Origin of the sequence: Micromonospora maris AB-18-032, assembly GCF_000204155.1 — a bacterium.
Lineage (GTDB): Bacteria > Actinomycetota > Actinomycetes > Mycobacteriales > Micromonosporaceae > Micromonospora > Micromonospora gifhornensis.
Map to the genome: position 1 here is coordinate 2,188,280 of NC_015434.1, position 17,290 is coordinate 2,205,569.

General features: G+C 70.4%; 13 protein-coding genes. 9 read left to right on the top strand and 4 right to left on the bottom strand.

From position 1 onward, the window contains the following. Positions 1-108: 108 nt before the first annotated feature. From VAB18032_RS10095 to VAB18032_RS10105, 3 genes are all read left to right on the top strand, one after another. Positions 109-1,689, top strand: coding sequence for an MDR family MFS transporter (locus VAB18032_RS10095; RefSeq protein ID WP_013732710.1), 1,581 nt, complete (start codon positions 109-111; stop codon positions 1,687-1,689). Positions 1,690-1,946: 257 nt separating this feature from the next. Then, positions 1,947-5,480, top strand: a complete 3,534-nt coding sequence (gene dnaE / locus VAB18032_RS10100; RefSeq protein ID WP_013732711.1) for a DNA polymerase III subunit alpha — start codon at positions 1,947-1,949, stop codon at positions 5,478-5,480. 180 nt (positions 5,481-5,660) lie between these two features. Next, entirely contained in the window at positions 5,661-6,698 is a 1,038-nt protein-coding gene (locus tag VAB18032_RS10105) for an aminotransferase class V-fold PLP-dependent enzyme (RefSeq protein WP_043720283.1), read from the top strand. A gap of 59 nt (positions 6,699-6,757) precedes the next feature. On the opposite strand, the gene VAB18032_RS10110 is transcribed toward VAB18032_RS10105, so the two are convergent. After that, positions 6,758-7,621 carry an SPFH domain-containing protein gene (locus tag VAB18032_RS10110; protein WP_013732713.1) on the bottom strand — a complete coding sequence of 288 codons (864 nt, stop codon included), beginning with the start codon at positions 7,619-7,621 and terminating at the stop codon, positions 6,758-6,760. 240 nt (positions 7,622-7,861) lie between these two features. After that, entirely contained in the window at positions 7,862-8,446 is a 585-nt protein-coding gene (locus VAB18032_RS10115; protein ID WP_013732714.1) for a hypothetical protein, read from the bottom strand. 549 nt (positions 8,447-8,995) lie between these two features. On the opposite strand from VAB18032_RS10115, the gene VAB18032_RS10120 reads away from it, so the two are divergent. From VAB18032_RS10120 to VAB18032_RS10130, 3 genes are all read left to right on the top strand, one after another. Beyond that, positions 8,996-10,558, top strand: coding sequence for an MFS transporter (locus VAB18032_RS10120; RefSeq protein ID WP_043720286.1), 1,563 nt, complete (start codon positions 8,996-8,998; stop codon positions 10,556-10,558). A 19-nt stretch (positions 10,559-10,577) separates the two neighbouring features. After that, positions 10,578-11,177, top strand: a complete 600-nt coding sequence (locus tag VAB18032_RS10125) for a TetR/AcrR family transcriptional regulator (protein WP_013732716.1) — start codon at positions 10,578-10,580, stop codon at positions 11,175-11,177. A gap of 167 nt (positions 11,178-11,344) precedes the next feature. Next, positions 11,345-12,058: a DedA family protein gene (locus tag VAB18032_RS10130; protein WP_013732717.1), complete on the top strand. Its 714-nt coding sequence runs from the start codon at positions 11,345-11,347 to the stop codon at positions 12,056-12,058. A 47-nt stretch (positions 12,059-12,105) separates the two neighbouring features. On the opposite strand, the gene VAB18032_RS10135 is transcribed toward VAB18032_RS10130, so the two are convergent. Then, the gene (locus tag VAB18032_RS10135; RefSeq protein WP_043720289.1) at positions 12,106-14,025 is read right to left on the bottom strand and encodes a helix-turn-helix domain-containing protein; all 1,920 of its coding nucleotides are present in this window, start codon (positions 14,023-14,025) and stop codon (positions 12,106-12,108) included. Positions 14,026-14,039: 14 nt separating this feature from the next. Further along, the gene (locus VAB18032_RS10140; RefSeq protein ID WP_043720294.1) at positions 14,040-14,822 is read right to left on the bottom strand and encodes a 3-hydroxybutyrate dehydrogenase; all 783 of its coding nucleotides are present in this window, start codon (positions 14,820-14,822) and stop codon (positions 14,040-14,042) included. 214 nt (positions 14,823-15,036) lie between these two features. Here VAB18032_RS10140 and ruvC point away from each other — a divergent pair, with 214 nt between their 5' ends. From ruvC to ruvB, 3 genes are read left to right on the top strand one after another with little or no spacing between them, the layout of a single operon-like run. Continuing rightward, positions 15,037-15,564 carry a crossover junction endodeoxyribonuclease RuvC gene (gene ruvC / locus VAB18032_RS10145; protein WP_013732720.1) on the top strand — a complete coding sequence of 176 codons (528 nt, stop codon included), beginning with the start codon at positions 15,037-15,039 and terminating at the stop codon, positions 15,562-15,564. Next, positions 15,561-16,163, top strand: coding sequence for a Holliday junction branch migration protein RuvA (gene ruvA, locus VAB18032_RS10150; RefSeq protein WP_013732721.1), 603 nt, complete (start codon positions 15,561-15,563; stop codon positions 16,161-16,163). The genes ruvC and ruvA overlap by 4 nt, the downstream gene beginning before the upstream one ends. A gap of 55 nt (positions 16,164-16,218) precedes the next feature. Continuing rightward, positions 16,219-17,289: a Holliday junction branch migration DNA helicase RuvB gene (gene ruvB, locus VAB18032_RS10155; protein WP_013732722.1), complete on the top strand. Its 1,071-nt coding sequence runs from the start codon at positions 16,219-16,221 to the stop codon at positions 17,287-17,289. The last annotated feature ends 1 nt before the right edge of the window (position 17,290 follow it).

Genomic DNA, 17,290 nt, shown 5'->3' on the forward strand with positions numbered 1-17,290 from the left:
AGCCTGTCGAGCCTGGCGTCCGGCGAGGCTGGCCGCGGCACCCAGACCAGGACCACCTCTCCGGCGCGACCGCGTCGAGGACTGAACCATGCGTGAGGAAGAAGTGTCATGACGACTGCGATCGAGCCGGTCGACGCCGCAGGGGCGGACGGCGGCCGGATGTCCCGCCGGGAGATCCTCCAAGCCCTCTCCGGGCTGATGGTGGGGATGTTCGTGGCGATCCTCGCCTCGACGGTGGTCGCGAACGCGCTGCCGCGCATCATCGCCGACCTCAACGGCAGCCAGACCGTCTACACCTGGATCGTCACCAGCGAACTGCTGGCCATGACCGCCACCGTGCCGTTGTGGGGCAAGATGGCCGACCTCTACAGCAAGAAGCTGCTGATCCAGCTCTCCCTCGGGCTGTTCGTGCTCGGCTCGCTGGTCGCCGGTCTCACCCCGAATGTCGAGGTGCTGCTGGTCAGCCGGGTGATCCAGGGCATCGGCGCGGGTGGCATGACCGCCCTGGCGATGATCGTGATGGCGGCCATGATCCCGCCGCGTGAGCTGGGCCGCTACGCCGGCATCTTCGGCGCGGTGTTCGGCGTCGGCACCATCGCCGGCCCGCTGATCGGCGGCGTGCTCGTGGACACCTCCTGGCTGGGCTGGCGCTGGTGCTTCCTGATCGGGGTGCCGTTCAGCCTCATCTCGATCTTCCTGCTCCAGCGCACCCTGCACCTGCCGATCATCCGCCGCAAGGCCCGCATCGACTGGGCCGGCGCGGCGCTGATCACCGCCGGTGTGAGCACCCTGCTGATCTGGTCCTCGCTGGCCGGGCACAAGTTCGCCTGGGCCTCCGGCTGGACCGCGCTGATGGTCGTCGGTGGCCTGACGCTGCTGGTGGTGGCCGTCTGGGTCGAGTCCCGCGCCGCCGAGCCGATCATTCCGCTGGAGATCTTCCGCAGCCGTACGGTCACGCTGACCACCGTCGCCAGCATGCTTGTCGGTGTCGCCCTGTTCGGCGGGACGGTCTTCCTGTCCCAGTACTTCCAGACCTCCCTGGGCAAGTCGCCGACCATCGCCGGCCTGATGAGCCTGCCGATGATCCTCGGTCTGCTGGTCTCCTCCACGATCGCCGGCCAGCTCATCACGAAGTACGGCCGGTGGAAGGCGTACCTGGTGGCCGGGGCCGCCGTCATGGTTGTCGCGATGCTGCTGCTGTCGACCATCGACATCGACACCCCGCTGCCGCTGCTGTTCAGCTACATGGCGCTGCTCGGCATCGGGGTCGGCATGCTCATGCAGAACCTGGTGCTGGCGGCCCAGAACGACGTACCCGCCCACGAACTGGGTGCCGCCACCTCGGTGCTCACCTTCTTCCGCAGCATGGGCGGCGCGATCGGCGTCAGCGCCCTCGGCGCGGTGCTGGCCAACCGGGTCACCAGCCTGATGACCGCGCAACTCGGACCGGCCGCCGGTGCGACCGACGGCGGCACCACCGAGGTACCCGACCTGTCCACGCTGCCCGAGCCGGTGCTGCGGATCGTGCAGAACGCGTACGCCACCGCCACCTCGGAACTGTTCCTGATCGGCGCGCCGATCGCGTTCCTCGCCCTGCTGGCGGTGCTGTTCATCCGGGAGAAGCCGCTGCACACCCTCAGCGGCGACGAGCGGGCCCGCCAGGAGGCGAACCTGCCCGTCGCGCACTGAACCTGAGGCCGGGCGGCCCCCGTACCCGACGGGAGCCGCCCGGCCTGCTCAGCAGGCCGCCTGGCTGACGTCGCTCAGCCGGGCGGAGTTGCGGTGCAGACCAGGCGACGCCGACCACGCCGGCGTCGCTGGCCGGTCACCCTCCGTCAATGGCCAGGTGGTCTGCGGTACGCCCGCCGCGCGCCGCTCGGAAGGCCCCTCGGTGGCGGGTTAGGGTAAGTCGACCCGACTTGATCAGCCGACCCGGGGGGCTTGGCATGGGCGATTCGTTCGCGCATCTGCACGTGCACACGGAGTACTCGATGCTCGACGGGGCGGCCCGGCTCAAGGACCTGTTCGCCGAGGTCAAGCGGCAGGGAATGCCGGCGGTCGCGATGACCGACCACGGCAACATGCACGGCGCGAACGACTTCTACAAGCAGGCCATGGCTGCCGGGGTGACGCCCGTGCTGGGCATCGAGGCGTACGTGGCGCCGGAGTCGCGGTTCCACAAGAAGCGGGTGCGGTGGGGTCGCCCGGAGCAGAAGAGCGACGACGTCTCCGGTAGCGGTGGTTACACCCACATGACCATCTGGGCGCGCAACCGGGTCGGCCTGCACAACCTGTTCAAGCTCACCAGCAAGGCGTACACCGAGGGCTACTTCGTGAAGTGGCCCCGGATGGACGCGGAACTGCTCGCCGAGCACGCCGACGGACTGATGGCCACCACCGGCTGCCCCTCCGGCGAGGTGCAGACCCGGTTGCGGCTCGGCCACGACGCGCAGGCCCTCGAAGCGGCGGCGAAGTACCAGGACATCTTCGGCAAGGAGAACTACTTCCTGGAGTTGATGGATCACGGCCTGGACATCGAGAAGCAGGTCCGGGACGGGCTGCTGGAGATCGGCCGCAAGCTGAACATCCCGCCGGTGGTCACCAACGACTCGCACTACACCCACGAGGCCCAGTCCGAGGCGCACGACGTGCTGCTCTGCGTGCAGACCGGCAGCAACGTCGCCGACCCGAACCGGTTCAAGTTCGGCGGCAGCGGCTACTACATCAAGTCGGCCGACGAGATGCGCGGCGTGGACAACTCCGACGTGTGGCTGGAGGGCTGCCGCAACACGCTGCTGGTGGCCGAGAAGGTCGACCCGACCGGGATGTTCGAGTTCCACAACCTGATGCCGCGTTTCCCGGTGCCCGAGGGGGAGACCGAGGAGTCCTGGTTCCGCAAGGAGACCTTCGCCGGGTTGGCCCGCCGCTTCCCGAACGGCATCCCCGAGGGGCACGTGGTGCAGGCCGAGTACGAACTCGGCGTCATCATCCAGATGGGTTTCCCGTCGTACTTCCTCGTGGTCGCCGACTTCATCCAGTGGGCCAAGAACCAGGGCATCGCCGTCGGTCCGGGCCGTGGCTCGGCAGCCGGTTCCCTTGTCGCGTACGCCCTGGGCATCACCGACCTGGACCCGATCCCGCACGGGCTGATCTTCGAGCGGTTCCTGAACCCCGAGCGCGTCTCCATGCCGGATGTCGACATCGACTTCGACGAGCGTCGGCGCGGTGAGGTGATCAAGTACGTCACCGACAAGTGGGGTGAGGACAAGGTCGCCCAGATCGCCACCTTCGGCACCATCAAGGCCAAGGCCGCGATCAAGGACTCGGCCCGGGTGCTCGGCTACCCGTACGCGGTCGGCGACCGGATCACCAAGGCCATGCCGCCGGCGGTGATGGGCAAGGACATCCCCCTCGAAGGCATCTTCGACCCGAAGCATCCGCGCTACGCCGAGGCCGGCGAGATCCGCGGCATGTACGAGTCGGAGGCCGACGTCAAGAAGGTCATCGACACCGCGCGGGGCATCGAGGGGCTGATCCGGCAGACCGGTGTGCACGCCGCCGGCGTCATCATGTCCGCCGAGCCGATCATCGACCACATCCCGCTGATGCGCCGGGACTCCGACGGGGTGATCATCACCCAGTTCGACTACCCGACCTGCGAGTCGCTCGGGCTGTTGAAGATGGACTTCCTCGGCCTGCGCAACCTGACCATCATCGACGACGCGGTGAAGAACATCCAGCTCAACCACGGCAAGGAGCTGGACCTGCTGGGTCTGCCGCTGGACGACAAGGGCGCGTACGAACTGCTGGCCCGAGGCGACACCCTTGGCGTGTTCCAGCTCGACGGCGGGCCGATGCGGTCGCTGCTGCGGATGATGAAGCCGGACAACTTCGAGGACATCTCCGCCGTCCTCGCGTTGTACCGGCCCGGCCCGATGGGCGTGGACTCGCACACCAACTACGCGCTGCGCAAGAACGGCCTCCAGGAGATCACCCCGATCCACCCGGAGCTGGAGGAGCCGCTCAAGGAGATCCTCGCCCCGACCTACGGCCTGATCGTCTACCAGGAGCAGGTGCAGCGCGCCGCGCAGATCCTCGCCGGCTACACCCTGGGTCAGGCGGACCTGCTGCGCCGGGCGATGGGCAAGAAGAAGAAGGAGATCCTGGACAAGGAGTTCATTCCGTTCCGGGACGGCTGCCGCGAACGCGGCTACTCCGACGACGCCATCCAGAAGGTCTGGGACGTGCTGGTCCCGTTCGCCGGGTACGCCTTCAACAAGGCGCACTCCGCCGCGTACGGACTGGTGTCGTACTGGACGGCGTACCTGAAGGCGCACTACCCGGCCGAGTACATGGCGGCGCTGCTCACCTCCGTCGGCGACGACAAGGACAAGATGGCGCTCTACCTGTCGGAGTGCCGCCGGATGGGCATCCAGGTGCTGCCGCCGGACGTGAACACCTCGGCCGGTCCGTTCACCCCGGTCGGCAAGGAGATCCGCTTCGGCCTCGGCGCGATCCGCAACGTCGGCGCGAACGTGGTCACCTCGATCATGCGCTGCCGGCAGGAGAAGGGCGAGTACGCGGACTTCTACGACTTCCTGTCCAAGGTGGACGCGGTGGTCTGCAACAAGAAGACCATCGAATCGCTGATCAAGGCCGGCGCGTTCGACTCGATGGGGCACTCCCGCAAGGGCCTGCTCACCGTGCACGCCGACGCCATCGACGCGTACGCCGACGTCAAGCGCAAGGAGGCCGTCGGCCAGTACGACCTGTTCGGGGCGGGCTTCGGCGAAGCCGAGGTCGCCACCAACACCCAGGTCATGCCGACGATCGGCGACGGGGAGTGGGACAAGCGCGACAAGCTGGCCTTCGAGCGCGAGATGCTCGGCCTGTACGTCTCCGACCACCCGCTGTTCGGCCTGGAGCACATCCTCGGCGCGTCCGCTGACTGCACCATCTCCGCCCTGTCCGAGGAGGGCACCGTGCCCGACGGTGCGGTGGTCACCCTCGCCGGGATCCTCTCCGGCGTGCAGCGGCGGGTCACCAAGCAGGGCCGGGCGTGGGCCTCGGCCACCCTGGAGGACCTCGCCGGCGGGGTGGAGACGCTGTTCTTCCCGAACACCTACGAGGTGATCGGCCAGTACATCGCCGAGGACGCGATCGTGGTGGTCAAGGGCCGGGTGGACCGGCGCGACGACATTCCCCGCATCATGGCGATGGACATGTCCCTGCCCGACGTCTCCACCAGCACGACCAACAAGGCGGTCACCCTGACCATCCCGGTGACCCGGTGCACTCCGCCGCTGGTGGAGCGGCTCAAGGAGACGCTGGTGCTGCATCCGGGCGACGCCGAGGTGCACGTCAAGCTGCTCAACGGCAGCCGCACCACCCTCCTGCGGCTCGGCCCGGTCCGGGTGGCGGCGACCACCGCCCTGATGGCCGACCTCAAGAGCGTCCTAGGCCCAGCCAACGTCAGCTGACCCGCCCGGCGGTTGCGCGCCACTCAGTGGCTGAGCGCCGTTTCGGCGCTGTGGGGGTGACCGGCCGTTCGGGACCCCGCCACAACGCCGAAACGGCGTCGATCTTCGCCGGGGTCGAGAGCCAGGGGGTGCGGATTGGCGCTGCTCACCGGCCGGGACCGGCGACTAGCGTCGGTTGGCGTGGAGCTTGAGCAGGCACAGAAGCTGTGGCAACCGCATCCCGGGTGGCTGAACACCGCCAGCTACGGTCTACCGCCCGACCCGGCCTGGGACGCGTTGCAGGAGGCGCTCGCCGGGTGGCGGGCAGGTACCGCCTCCTGGGAGAGTTGGAGCACGGCGACCGACCGGTCGCGGGCGGCCTTCGCCCAGCTCACCGGGGTGCCGGTGGCCGACGTCGCGGTCGGCGTCAACGTCTCGCAGCTGCTGGCACCGATCGCGGCCGCCCTGCCCGCCGGCGCCCGGGTGGTCGTACCCGAGGTGGAGTTCACCTCCAACCTCTTCCCCTGGCTGGTGCAGCGGGAACGCGGTGTCGAGGTACGCACGGTGCCCCTCGCCGACCTGGCCACCTCGATCGACGCCGGCACCGACCTGGTGGCGTTCAGCCTGGTGCAGTCCGCCAACGGCGCGGTGGCCGCGTACGACGAGATCGTCGCGGCGGCCCGGGCGCACGGCGCGCTGGTCGTGGTCGACGCCACCCAGGCCTGCGGTTGGCTGCCGTTCGACGCGGCCCGCGCCGACGCGGTGGTGGTCGGCGGCTACAAGTGGCTGATGGGCCCGCGCGGCACCGCGTTCGCCTACCTCGCGCCGCAGCTACGGGAGCGGCTGCGTCCGGACGCCGCCGGTTGGTACGCCGGCCAGGACCCGCACGGCTCCTACTACGGTCCACCGCTGCGGCTGGCCGACGACGCCCGCCGGTTCGACATCTCACCGGCCTGGTTCAGTTGGGTCGGCGCGGCCCCGACGCTGGAGTTGCTGCTGGAGATCGGGGTGTCGGCGGTGCACGCGCACGACGTAGCGTTGGCCAACCGGTTCCTCACCGGGCTGGGGCAGCCGCCGGGCGACAGCGCGATCGTCACCGTCCAGGTGGCCGGCGCGCAGGAGAAGCTCGAACGGGCCGGTGTCCGCGCAGCGGTCCGCGCCGGCAACGTCCGCGCCTCCTTCCACCTGTACTCGACCCAGGACGACGTCGACCTTGCCCTGGACGCATTGACCAGCTGATCACACGCCCTCGCCGGACTGCCCAGACAACTCATCACCGTCCGGCGAGGGGTGTCAGCTCACTTCGCGGTGCCGGTGACGATGCCCGGGTTGATGCACAGGCCCGGCGAGCTGCCGTTCTTCTCGGCGATCTCCAGGCAGCGGGTCACCTTGTCGACCTTGGCGTTGGTCTCGGTGATCTCCTTCTGGATCTCGGCGTTGCGGCGGTCCTGTTCGAGGTTGCGGGTCTGGGCCAGCTTGTCCTGGAAGGCCTTGATGTTGCCCTCGGTCTTCTCGTCGTGATTGACCCGGGTGATGGTCACCGACAGGATGTCGACGTCGCTGCCCAGCCGGCCCTCGGCGCTGGACTTGATGCTCTCGGCGAACGGCTTGAGGTCGACGTTCAGGTTGCCGGTCTTCGCGTCGATGCGCTCCAGCGGGTTGTAGGAGGCGAAGGCGTCGTTGACCGCGCTGTCGAGCTGCACACCGACCCGCTGACCGCGGAAGCTGTCGAAGTCGCCCTTGTAGTCCATGAACTGCTGCGGGGCGTTCTCCGGCTGGACCTGCCACTCGATCAGCACCTCGACGCAGGCGTCGGCGAGGGTGCCGGTACGCACCCGTACGCAGGCATCGTTGCCGATGTGGTCGTACTTCTGCCGGCCGGCGTCCCATTCGCCGACCCGCTGCCACGGCGCGACCCACTTCAGGCCGGAGCCGGTGACCTCACCGGTCGGCTTGCCGAAGCTGGTGACGATCCCGACCGAGCGGATCGGTACCGAGTGGGCGCTCGACGCGACGGTGAGCAGGAGCGTCGCGACCAGTGCGGAGACCGCCGTCAGGGCGCCGACCTGTCGTACGTTCCGGTGTCCGCCGAGCAGTGCGACGGCGACGGCGACGGCCGCGATGACCGCGCCGACGATCGCAAGGATGAAGCCGATGGGCATGGGTTACGTACCTTCCGGAGCGACCTGCTGAGTGGATCATCAACCTATCGGCCCTGCGCAAGCCCCCTTCGGAACCCCCCGCCTGCACGCCGCCGCCCGCTCGTGTCGCAGACGCCCGTCGGGCGGAGGGCAGTCGGGCGGAGGGCGGTCGTGCGGACGGTGAAGACGCCGATGGCCGGCACCCGGGTGCGGGTGCCGGCCATCGGCGTCTTGTTCCCCCTGTGGTGGAAGGTCTTGGGGTCAGCTGTTCCAGTGTTCGGTGACGAGGTCGGCGGCCTGTTGTTCCCACTGGGCGTAGTGGAAGGGGTAGGCGGAGACCTGGACGGTCTGGGCGGCTTCGGTCAGGGGCATGTTCTGCCAGCCGTCGACCTGCTGGAGGCCCTTGAGGAAGGCGGTGGTGGAGTATTCGGGGTCGGTGATCTGTTCGACGGTGCCCCAGCCGCTGGACGGGCGCTGCTGGAACAGGCCTTGGGAGTCGTGGTCGTTGCGGTCGCCGAGGTGGCCGAGGTTTTCCAGCTTCGACTCCTGCAGGGCGGTGGCGATGGAGACGACGGCGGCGCGTTCGTCCATGCCGGTCTTCTTGGTGGCGGCGATGATGGCCTTGGTGTTGGCGATCTGTTCGTCGTTGAGGTCGATGTGGGACTGGTTGCCTTGGACGCCGTGGGGGATGAGCGTGGTGGTGTCGGGCTTGGTGGCCTGCGCGACGGTGGTGGTGGTGTTCGTGGTGGTGTCGGTGGTGGTGTGGTTGAGCGGGCCGGCGGCGAGACCACCGGCGACGGTGAGACCGGCGATGGCGAGGACGCTCTTACGCAGCATGGTGTTCATGATCAAAGCTCCATTCGGGGGTGATGTCCGCGCGGGGGAGGGGCGCGGGGAGGTGTGCGCCGGCAAGGGCGCGGAGGACCAGGGGGCGCGGCGCGAAGAGTCCAGAAGCGCAGGTACGGCGTGCTGCGATGCGCTGGGGGAAGCGTCGCTGACGCGTACGGTGCACGCCCGTCGTGGTGCCGGGTCCAGGTGTAACGACCGGGAGGGCCGGCCCATTCCCTGGGCGGTCGGTCGGGGCCGTGGGGGAGGATCGCGCTGGTCACCGTGGGTGCTCGGGTGTGACTGGCGCCTACCTGGCCCCTACTTCGTCAGCCATGGGTTACAACGCCACCCACCCGCCGGGGATTCCGTCCACGGCCCGGTGAGCGCCAACCATTTCCGGACAATGGCCCCAAGTTGGCATCTGGTGACCTGGCGGGTGGGGGCTGTCGGGGTGCTGGTGTGACGGCGGTCACATTAAATACGAAACGGTTCCGTATCGATACTGTCGGGCCTACGCTCAGATGCGATTACGGACGCGACCGTATCGAAAAGCGGGGGGTGCGGGGAATGCCGCCGAATGCGAACACTGGACATCCGAGGAGGTGGGCGATCCTCGGGGTGCTGGTGATCAGCCTGCTCGTGGTCGTCCTGGACAACACCATCCTCAACGTCGCGCTGCGCAGGCTCGCCGATCCGGTACACGGACTCGGAGCCAGCCACGGCGAGCTCGAATGGTTCATCAACTCCTACACCCTGGTCTTCGCCGGGCTGCTGTTCACCTTCGGCGTGCTCGGCGACCGGGCCGGTCGCCGTCGCATGATGCTCATCGGCCTGGTGCTGTTCGGCCTGGCGTCGCTGCTGTCCGCGTACGCGCAGAACCCCGCACAGCTGATCGCCGCCCGCGCGCTGATGGGGGCCGGCGGTGCGGCCATCATGCCGGCCACCCTGTCGATCATCTCCAACGTCTTCGATCCGCGGGAACGGGGACGGGCCATCGGGATATGGGCCGGCGCGGTCGGGTTGGCGATGGCGATCGGCCCGATCCTCGGCGGCCTGCTGCTGGAGCACTTCTGGTGGGGTTCGGTCTTCCTGATCAACGTGCCGGTCGTCGCGCTCGGCGTCGTCCTGGTGGCGCTGCTGGTGCCGGAGTCACGGGACCCGAACCCGGGGCGCATCGACGTGCTCGGTGTCGCGCTGTCGGTGGTCGGCCTGGTCACGTTGACGTACGGCATCATCGACGGCGGCGAGCACGGCTTCGGTCGGCCGCTGGTCTGGGCCGCCATCGTCGGCGGGCTGGCGGTGCTGGCCTGGTTCATCGCCCACGAGCGGCGCAGCAGCCATCCCTCACTGGACGTACGGCTGTTCCGGGAACCGCGCTTCGCCGTTCCGGTGGCGCTGATCGGGCTGGTCTTCTTCGCCGCCATGGGCGTGATGTTCTTCAGCTCGTTCTACCTGCAACTGGTACGCGGTTACAGCCCGTTGCAGACCGGCCTGATCTTCCTGCCGTTCGCGGTCGCCCAACTCTTCTTCGCCCCGCGCAGCGCCGCCATGGTGCGCCGGTACGGACCCCGGGCGGTCGCGGTGGTAGGGCTGGTGCTGTCCGCCGTGGCGCTTGGCGCGTTCGCCCTCATCGACGCGGTCACGCCCATCTGGGTGGTGCTGGTGTTCTTCTTCATCCAGGGTGCCGGGATGGCCAACATCATGCCGCCGGCCACCGAGTCGATCATGTCGGCGTTGCCGAGGGAGAAGGCCGGTGTCGGCTCCGCGGTCAGCAACACCATCCGCCAGGTGGCCGCCGCGCTGGGCGTGGCGGTGCTCGGTTCGGTGCTCGCCGCGGGCTACCGCAACGGCATCGACCCGGCCCTGACCGAGCTGCCACCGCAGGCGCGGGAGGCGGCCGGCGAGTCGATCTCCGGGGCGTACGCCGCCGCTGGTCAGCTCGGGCCGACGGCGCCGCAGCTGATCACGGCGGCCAACGACGCCTTCATCTCGGCGATGCACTGGTCGGCGGCGCTTGCCGCACTGGTCACCGCCGCCGGCATCCTGGTGGCGCTGCGCTGGATGCCCACCCGGTCCGGCACCGGCGCGCCGGCAGCGGTCGGTGAACCCGAGTTGGCCGGCACCGCATAGCGTCGGGAACAATGCGGGCATGACGAGCACGGCAGACGCTCCGCGGCCGCCCGGCCGGCCGCGGAGCGTCCGCGCAGACGAAGCGATCATCGAGGCCACGCTGGACCTCCTCGCCGAGGGCAGCACGATCGAGGCGATCTCGGTCGAGGCGATCGCCGCGCGGGCCGGGGTCGGCAAGGCCACCATCTACCGTCGCTGGGCGGGCAAGGACGCGCTGCTGCACGACGCGCTGCGCACCCTCAAGGGCGAGCCGCCGCAGCCGTCCGGCCGGTCCGTCCGGGAGGATCTCATCGCCCTGGTCGGCGCGGTCGGGCAGAACATCGACCCGCGCGCGGCGAAGATCATGCCCTGTCTGGTGCCCAACGTGAAACGCAATGCCGAGCACTACGCGCTGTACCAGAGCATCGTGGAGCCCCGCCGCGCGGTGATGCGCGAGGTGCTACGGCGCGGCATCCGCGACGGCGAACTCCGCCCCGACATCGACGTCGAGGTCACCCTGGCCCTGATCACCGGCCCGCTGCTCATCCAACGGATGCTGAACTGGAACCCTGACCTCGACGAGACGACGCTGCCCGCGCGGGTCGTCGACCAGGTGCTGGCGGGCATCCAGGCCCGCTGAGGCAGGGCCGCGCACCGCCGGGGCTCCGGCCGGCGGACGGCCACGGCGACCCGGTGCGCAACGGCGACATCGGCGTGTATCGGTGTCGGGTCCCCGGCGGACCGGGAGCGGCCTAGACTACGGGCGTCCCGCAGTCGTCGGGATCGTTCCCGTCATCGGAGGTCTTTGTGCCCTCGCCCGTCACCGACCTGGCCCTCGGGCCGGACTGGCTCGAACCGGAGTGGCTGATCTCGACCTTCGGGCTGATCGGCATCCTGGTGATCGTCTTCGCCGAGTCCGGGCTGCTGATCGGCTTCTTCCTGCCGGGTGACTCGCTGTTGTTCACCACCGGGCTGCTGGTCGCCGACGGGCAGTACCTCAAATATCCGCTGTGGCTGGTGTGTCTGCTCATCACCGTCGCCGCGATCGCCGGTGACCAGGTCGGCTACCTGTTCGGTCGCAAGGTCGGCCCGGCGCTGTTCCGGCGGCCCAACTCACGCCTGTTCAAGCAGGAGAACCTGCTCAAGGCGCATGACTTCTTCGAGAAGTACGGCGCGCGCTCCATCGTGCTGGCCCGGTTCGTGCCGATCGTGCGGACGTTCACCCCGATCGTGGCCGGCGTGAGCCGGATGAACTACCGCACCTTCGTCATCTACAACGTCGTCGGCGGCATCCTCTGGGGCACCGGCGTGACCGTGCTGGGCTACTTCCTCGGGCAGATCCCGTTCGTCAAGGCGAACATCGAGTTCATCCTGATCGGCATCGTGGGGATCTCGGTCCTGCCGATCGCGGTGGAGTTGCTGCGGGCCTGGTTGGCCGCCCGGCGCGGAACCACCCCGCAGGAGCAGGCCGCCGCCGAGGAGGCGATTCGGGAGACCCGGCAGCACTACGGCAAGCACTGAGCCGCGCGCGGTCGTCGCGGGCCGGCAGCCAGGGATGAGCAGCTGGCTCAACCACCGGGGGTACGCAGCCGGTGCAGCCGCAGCGCGAGCTGCACCTGAAGCGCCTGCTCCGGTTTCTGCCAGTCCGCGCCGAGCAGTTGCCCGACCCGCTCCAGCCGCTGGGTCACCGTGTTGACGTGCACGTGCAGCAGTTCGGCGGCCCGGGCCAGGCTGCCGCCGACCCCGAAGTAGGCCTCCAGCGTCCGCACCAGGGCGGTGCCCCGACGGGCGTCGTAGTCCACGACCGGGCCGATGGTGGTGGCGAGGAACTGACTCACGTCGGCGTCACCGTCGCCGGAGACCGTGCCCAGCAGCAGCCCGACGAAGCCCAACTCGGCGGTGCTCGCACCCTGCCCTGCCCGGCCCAACGCGCCCAACGCGGCCAGGCAGCGGTCGGCCTCCCGGAAGGCGACGGCCAGCGACGTCGGCCCGGCGACCGGGCCGCTCGCTCCGGCGGTCACCGGCCGGCCGGTGATTCGGGACAGGTCCCGCGACACGGCCCGGGCGCTGCCACCGGCATCCTGCCCGGGCAGCATCAGCACCACCCGCCCGTCGCGTGCCGCGGCCAGCCCACCCCGGGTCGAGGCGTACGTGGTGGCCCAGGAGAGCACCCGCTGGCGGGCCGAGCCGGTGGCCGCGATCGCGTCGTCGTCGACCGCCACCAGCACGTGCGGGGCGTCCAGGTCCACCCCGAGGCGGCGGGCGCGGCTGCGCAGCGCCTCGGTGTCGCGCAACGGCCGGGCGATCAGGTCGTCGAGCAGCTCACCCCGGACCCGGCCCTCGGCCTCGGCCACGGTGCGCCGGAACAGCAGCAGCAACGCGGTGACCAGCGCTGCGCGTTCCAGGATCCGCTGGTCGGCGTCGGCCAGTTCGCCCTCGGGGTGCAACACCAGCGCACCCAGGTTCTCCGCGCCGGCCACCACGGCGGCATACCACACCTCACCCCGGCGTACGCTGCGTCCCTCGGTCCGGGACGCGGCCACCGCCTCCACGAGGTCGGCGCGGTCCGGCTCGTCGAGCGCACCGACCCGGGCCAGCAGCCGGCCCTCGGCGTCCAACGCCAGCAGCGTGCCGCCCAGCACCTCGGTGACCGCCGCGGCCACGTCCTCCACCCCGCCACCGCGCAGCACCAGCGCGGTCATCCGGTCGTGGGCCGCCGCGGCACGCTCGACGGAGCTGCTGTGCGCCCGGATGGTGGTGTTGGCCGACGACAGTTCCGCCAACGCCGCCCGGGTCTCGGCCAGCAGCCGCGCGGTGTCGATCGCCACCGCGGCATGCGCGGCCAGCGAGAGCAGCAACGCCACCTCCTCGCGGACGAACGGCCGGGCCGAACGGTTCGCCGCGTAGAGCACGCCGATGCTGGTGGAGCCGAGCCGCAGCGGCACGCCGAGGATCGCCACCAGCCCTTCCTCGCCCACCCCGGCGTCGATCTCCCGGGTGTGGTGGAAGCGTTCGTCCTGCGGGTAGTTCGCGGTCACGTACGGGGCGCCCGACTGGGCCACCAGCCCGCCGAGGCCGGCGCCCATCGGCAGCCGCAGCTGCTGGAAGCGGGCCGACACCGAGCCGTCGGTGACCCGCATGTAGGTGTCGCCGCGTTCGGCGTCGTTGAGGGTCATGTAGGCGACGTCCGCGCCGAGCAGGTGCCGGGCCCGGTGCACGATCGCCCGCAGCACGTCGTCCAGGTCACGCAGCCCGGCCAGGTCGCTGACCGTGTCGTACAGGCTCAGCAGTTCGCTCTCCCGGCGGCGGCGGCGCTCCAGCAGCGCGCGGACCCGCAGCGCCACCGTCTTGGCCTGCTCCAGCTCGGCGATCTGGTCGGCGGGCAGCCCGGCCGAGCGGGCGGCGACCAGCGGACCCTCGAACTCGACCGCAGCGGCTTCCCGGGCGAGCAGTTCCAGGAACTCCAGCGGCGACGACATGACCGACATTGTGCGGGGAGACACTAGTTCGCCGTCCAGCCCCCGTCGAGCGCGATCGACGCGCCGGTGAGGAACGCCGCCGGCGGTGAGCAGAGGTAGGCCAGCAGTTCCGCCACCTCGTCCGGCTCGATCAGGCGCTTGATCGCGGCCCGGGCCAGCATGATCTTCTCGATCACCTCGGTCTCCGGGATGCCGTGGGTGGCGGCCTGGTCGGCGATCTGGTCCTCCACCAGGGCGGTGCGCACGTACGCGGGGTTGATGCAGTTGGCGGTGACGCCGTGCGCCGCGCCCTCCAGCGCCACCACCTTGGACAGCCCTTCCAGGGCGTGTTTCGCCGCGACGTACGCCGCCTTGTAGGGCGAGGCGCGCAGCCCGTGCACCGAGGAGATGTTGACGACCCGGCCCCAGCCCTGCGCGTACATGTGCGGCAGCGCCCGCCGGATCAGCAGGAACGGCGCCTCGACCATCACCCGCTGCAGGTACTCGAAGCGTTCGACCGGGAAGTCCTGGATCGGGGCGACGTGCTGCAGACCGGCGTTGTTGACCACGATGTCCACGCCGGCGTCGAGCCGGTCTACCGCGGCGGCGTCCGCCAGATCCACCCCCACAGCCCGGCCACCGGCCTCCGCCGCCACCTGCTCGGCCGCCTCGGCGTTGCGGTCGACCACCAGCACCTGGGCGCCGGCCACGGCCAGCCGTAGGGCGCAGGCCCGACCGATGCCGCTGCCGCCGCCGGTCACCACAGCAATGCGGCCGGTGAGGTCGACGTTCACGACGTGGGGGCGCGCCACGGGTTCTGCCGTCATGGCGCATGAAACTACGAGCTGGGTGGCCGGGCGCACATGGCGTACGCGCACATACTCCTACGGTGGCAGGTGGCCTCCGGCTACATTCCGTCGCCGTTGACGTCACCGGCGTGGCGGCGGTGCCGTCGCGCGGGCGTGTCCCCGGGCGCGGCCCCGCAGGAGCATCGGTAGGGTGTCGAACACACGTACTGCTCGACGGCTGGGAGGGGGAGGCGTGCGGGTGCTCGGCGTCGACCCGGGGCTCACCCGGTGCGGGGTGGGTGTGGTCGAGGGAGTGCCGGGTCGCCCCTGCACGCTCGTCGCCTACTACGTGATCTACACCGACCCGGCCGACGAGCTGCCGACCCGCCTGCTGCACCTGGACCGGTCGCTGACCGACCTGGTCGCCGAGCACCGGCCGGACAGTGTCGCCGTGGAACGGGTGTTCAGCCAGCACAACGTCCGGACGGTGATGGGTACCGCCCAGGCCAGCGGGATCGCCGTGCTCGCCGGGGCGCGGGCCGGGCTGCCGGTGCAGACGTACACCCCGAGCGAGGTGAAGGCGGCGGTGACCGGCTCCGGTCAGGCGGACAAGGCGCAGATGACCGCGATGGTGACCCGGCTGTTGCGGCTGTCCGAGCCACCCCGACCGGCCGATGCCGCGGACGCCCTGGCGCTGGCCATCTGCCACGTGTGGCGCGGTGGTACCCGGTCCAAGCTGGCCGCCGCCGCGGACCGGGCGAGACGAGGAGGAGCGAGATGATCGCCAGTGTGCGTGGCGTGGTGACCGCCACCGGCCCGGACCATGCGGTCATCGAGGTCGGCGGCGTCGGCCTGGCCGTGCAGTGCGCCCCCGGCACCATCGCCGACCTGCGGGTCGGCCAGCCCGCCCGGCTGGCCACCAGCCTGGTCGTCCGGGAGGATTCGCTGACCCTCTACGGCTTTGCCGACGACGACGCGAAGGCGCTGTTCGAACTGCTGCAGACCGCGAGCGGCGTCGGGCCGCGCCTGGCCCAGGCGGTGCTGGCCGTGCACACCCCCGACGCGGTACGCAAAGCCATCGCCAACGCCGACACCGCCGCGCTGACCCGGGTCCCCGGTATCGGGAAGAAGGGCGCCGAACGGCTGGTGCTGGAGCTGCGTGACCGCATCGGCCCGGTCCCGGTCGGCGCCGACGGCGCGGCCGGGGTCACCGGGGGCGCCTGGCCGGAGCAGGTCCGTCAGGCGTTGATCGGGCTCGGCTGGACGGCGAGCCAGGCCGACCAGGCGGTCGCCGCGGTCGCCGAGACGGTCGACGGGGCCGCCCCGCCGGTGCCGGTGCTGCTCAAGCAGGCGATCCGGCTGCTGGGCCGGACCCGATGAGCGCGCGGAGTGAGGCGGGTCTGCCAGCCCTGCGGTCGCCGATGAGGATGATCCCGTGACCGGCCCCGACAACGGCCTGGTCTCGGCGTACGTCAACGATGCGGAGCGCGACGCCGAGGTCAGCGTCCGGCCCAAGCGCCTCGACGAGTTCATCGCCCAGCATCGGGTCCGTGACCAGCTCGACCTGCTGTTGCAGGGCGCGATGCGGCGCGGCTCGCCACCGGATCACATCCTGCTCTCGGGGCCGCCCGGCCTCGGCAAGACCACCCTGGCCAACATCGTCGCCGCGGAGCTGGGCGCGGGCATCCGGGTGACCAGCGGGCCGGCGATCGAGCGCTCCGGTGACCTGGCCGCGATCCTGACCAGCCTCGCCGAGGGCGACGTGCTGTTCATCGACGAGATCCACCGCATCGCCAAGCCGGCCGAGGAGCTTCTCTACAGCGCGATGGAGGACTTCCGGGTCGACGTGGTGGTCGGCAAGGGTCCCGGGGCCACCGCCATCCCGCTGGATGTCGAGCCGTTCACCCTGGTCGGCGCGACCACCCGGTCCGGCCTGCTGACCGGCCCCATGCGTGACCGGTTCGGCTTCGTCGCGCACCTGGACTTCTACGCCCCGGCCGACCTGGAGACGCTGCTGCACCGCTCGGCCCGCATCCTCGGCGTGCCGATCACCGACGACGGCGCGGCCGAGATCGCCGGCCGGTCCCGGGGCACCCCCCGGATCGCCAACCGGCTGCTGCGCCGGGTGCGTGACTACGCCGAGGTACGCGCCGACGGTGTGGTCACCCTTGACACCGCCCGTTCCGCATTGACGGTCTACGATGTGGATGCGCTCGGTCTGGACCGGCTGGACCGGGCGGTGCTCACTGCGTTGGTCGACTCGTTCCGGGGCGGTCCGGTCGGCCTGTCCACCCTCGCGGTGGCGGTGGGGGAGCAGCCGGACACGGTCGAGGAGGTGTGCGAGCCGTTCCTGGTGCGGGCCGGGCTGCTGGCCCGTACGCCGCGGGGCCGGGTGGCCACGGAGGCTGCTTGGCGACACCTGGGCCGTACTCCGCCAAATGGTACATTTGTTGCTGAAGTTCCCCTGGCACCCGATCTGTTTTCCGTGGACACGGGGGAGGCGTGAT

What these genes read in the sequence shown, in the direction of transcription:
- VAB18032_RS10140 (WP_043720294.1), bottom strand. Translation starts at nt 14,822, where the DNA reads ATGACGGCAGAACCCGTGGCGCGCCCCCACGTCGTGAACGTCGACCTC.
- VAB18032_RS10115 (WP_013732714.1), bottom strand. Translation starts at nt 8,446, where the DNA reads ATGAACACCATGCTGCGTAAGAGCGTCCTCGCCATCGCCGGTCTCACC.
- VAB18032_RS10135 (WP_043720289.1), bottom strand. Translation starts at nt 14,025, where the DNA reads ATGTCGGTCATGTCGTCGCCGCTGGAGTTCCTGGAACTGCTCGCCCGG.
- dnaE (WP_013732711.1), top strand. Translation starts at nt 1,947, where the DNA reads ATGGGCGATTCGTTCGCGCATCTGCACGTGCACACGGAGTACTCGATG.
- VAB18032_RS10125 (WP_013732716.1), top strand. Translation starts at nt 10,578, where the DNA reads ATGACGAGCACGGCAGACGCTCCGCGGCCGCCCGGCCGGCCGCGGAGC.
- VAB18032_RS10095 (WP_013732710.1), top strand. Translation starts at nt 109, where the DNA reads ATGACGACTGCGATCGAGCCGGTCGACGCCGCAGGGGCGGACGGCGGC.
- VAB18032_RS10120 (WP_043720286.1), top strand. Translation starts at nt 8,996, where the DNA reads ATGCCGCCGAATGCGAACACTGGACATCCGAGGAGGTGGGCGATCCTC.
- VAB18032_RS10110 (WP_013732713.1), bottom strand. Translation starts at nt 7,621, where the DNA reads ATGCCCATCGGCTTCATCCTTGCGATCGTCGGCGCGGTCATCGCGGCC.
- ruvA (WP_013732721.1), top strand. Translation starts at nt 15,561, where the DNA reads ATGATCGCCAGTGTGCGTGGCGTGGTGACCGCCACCGGCCCGGACCAT.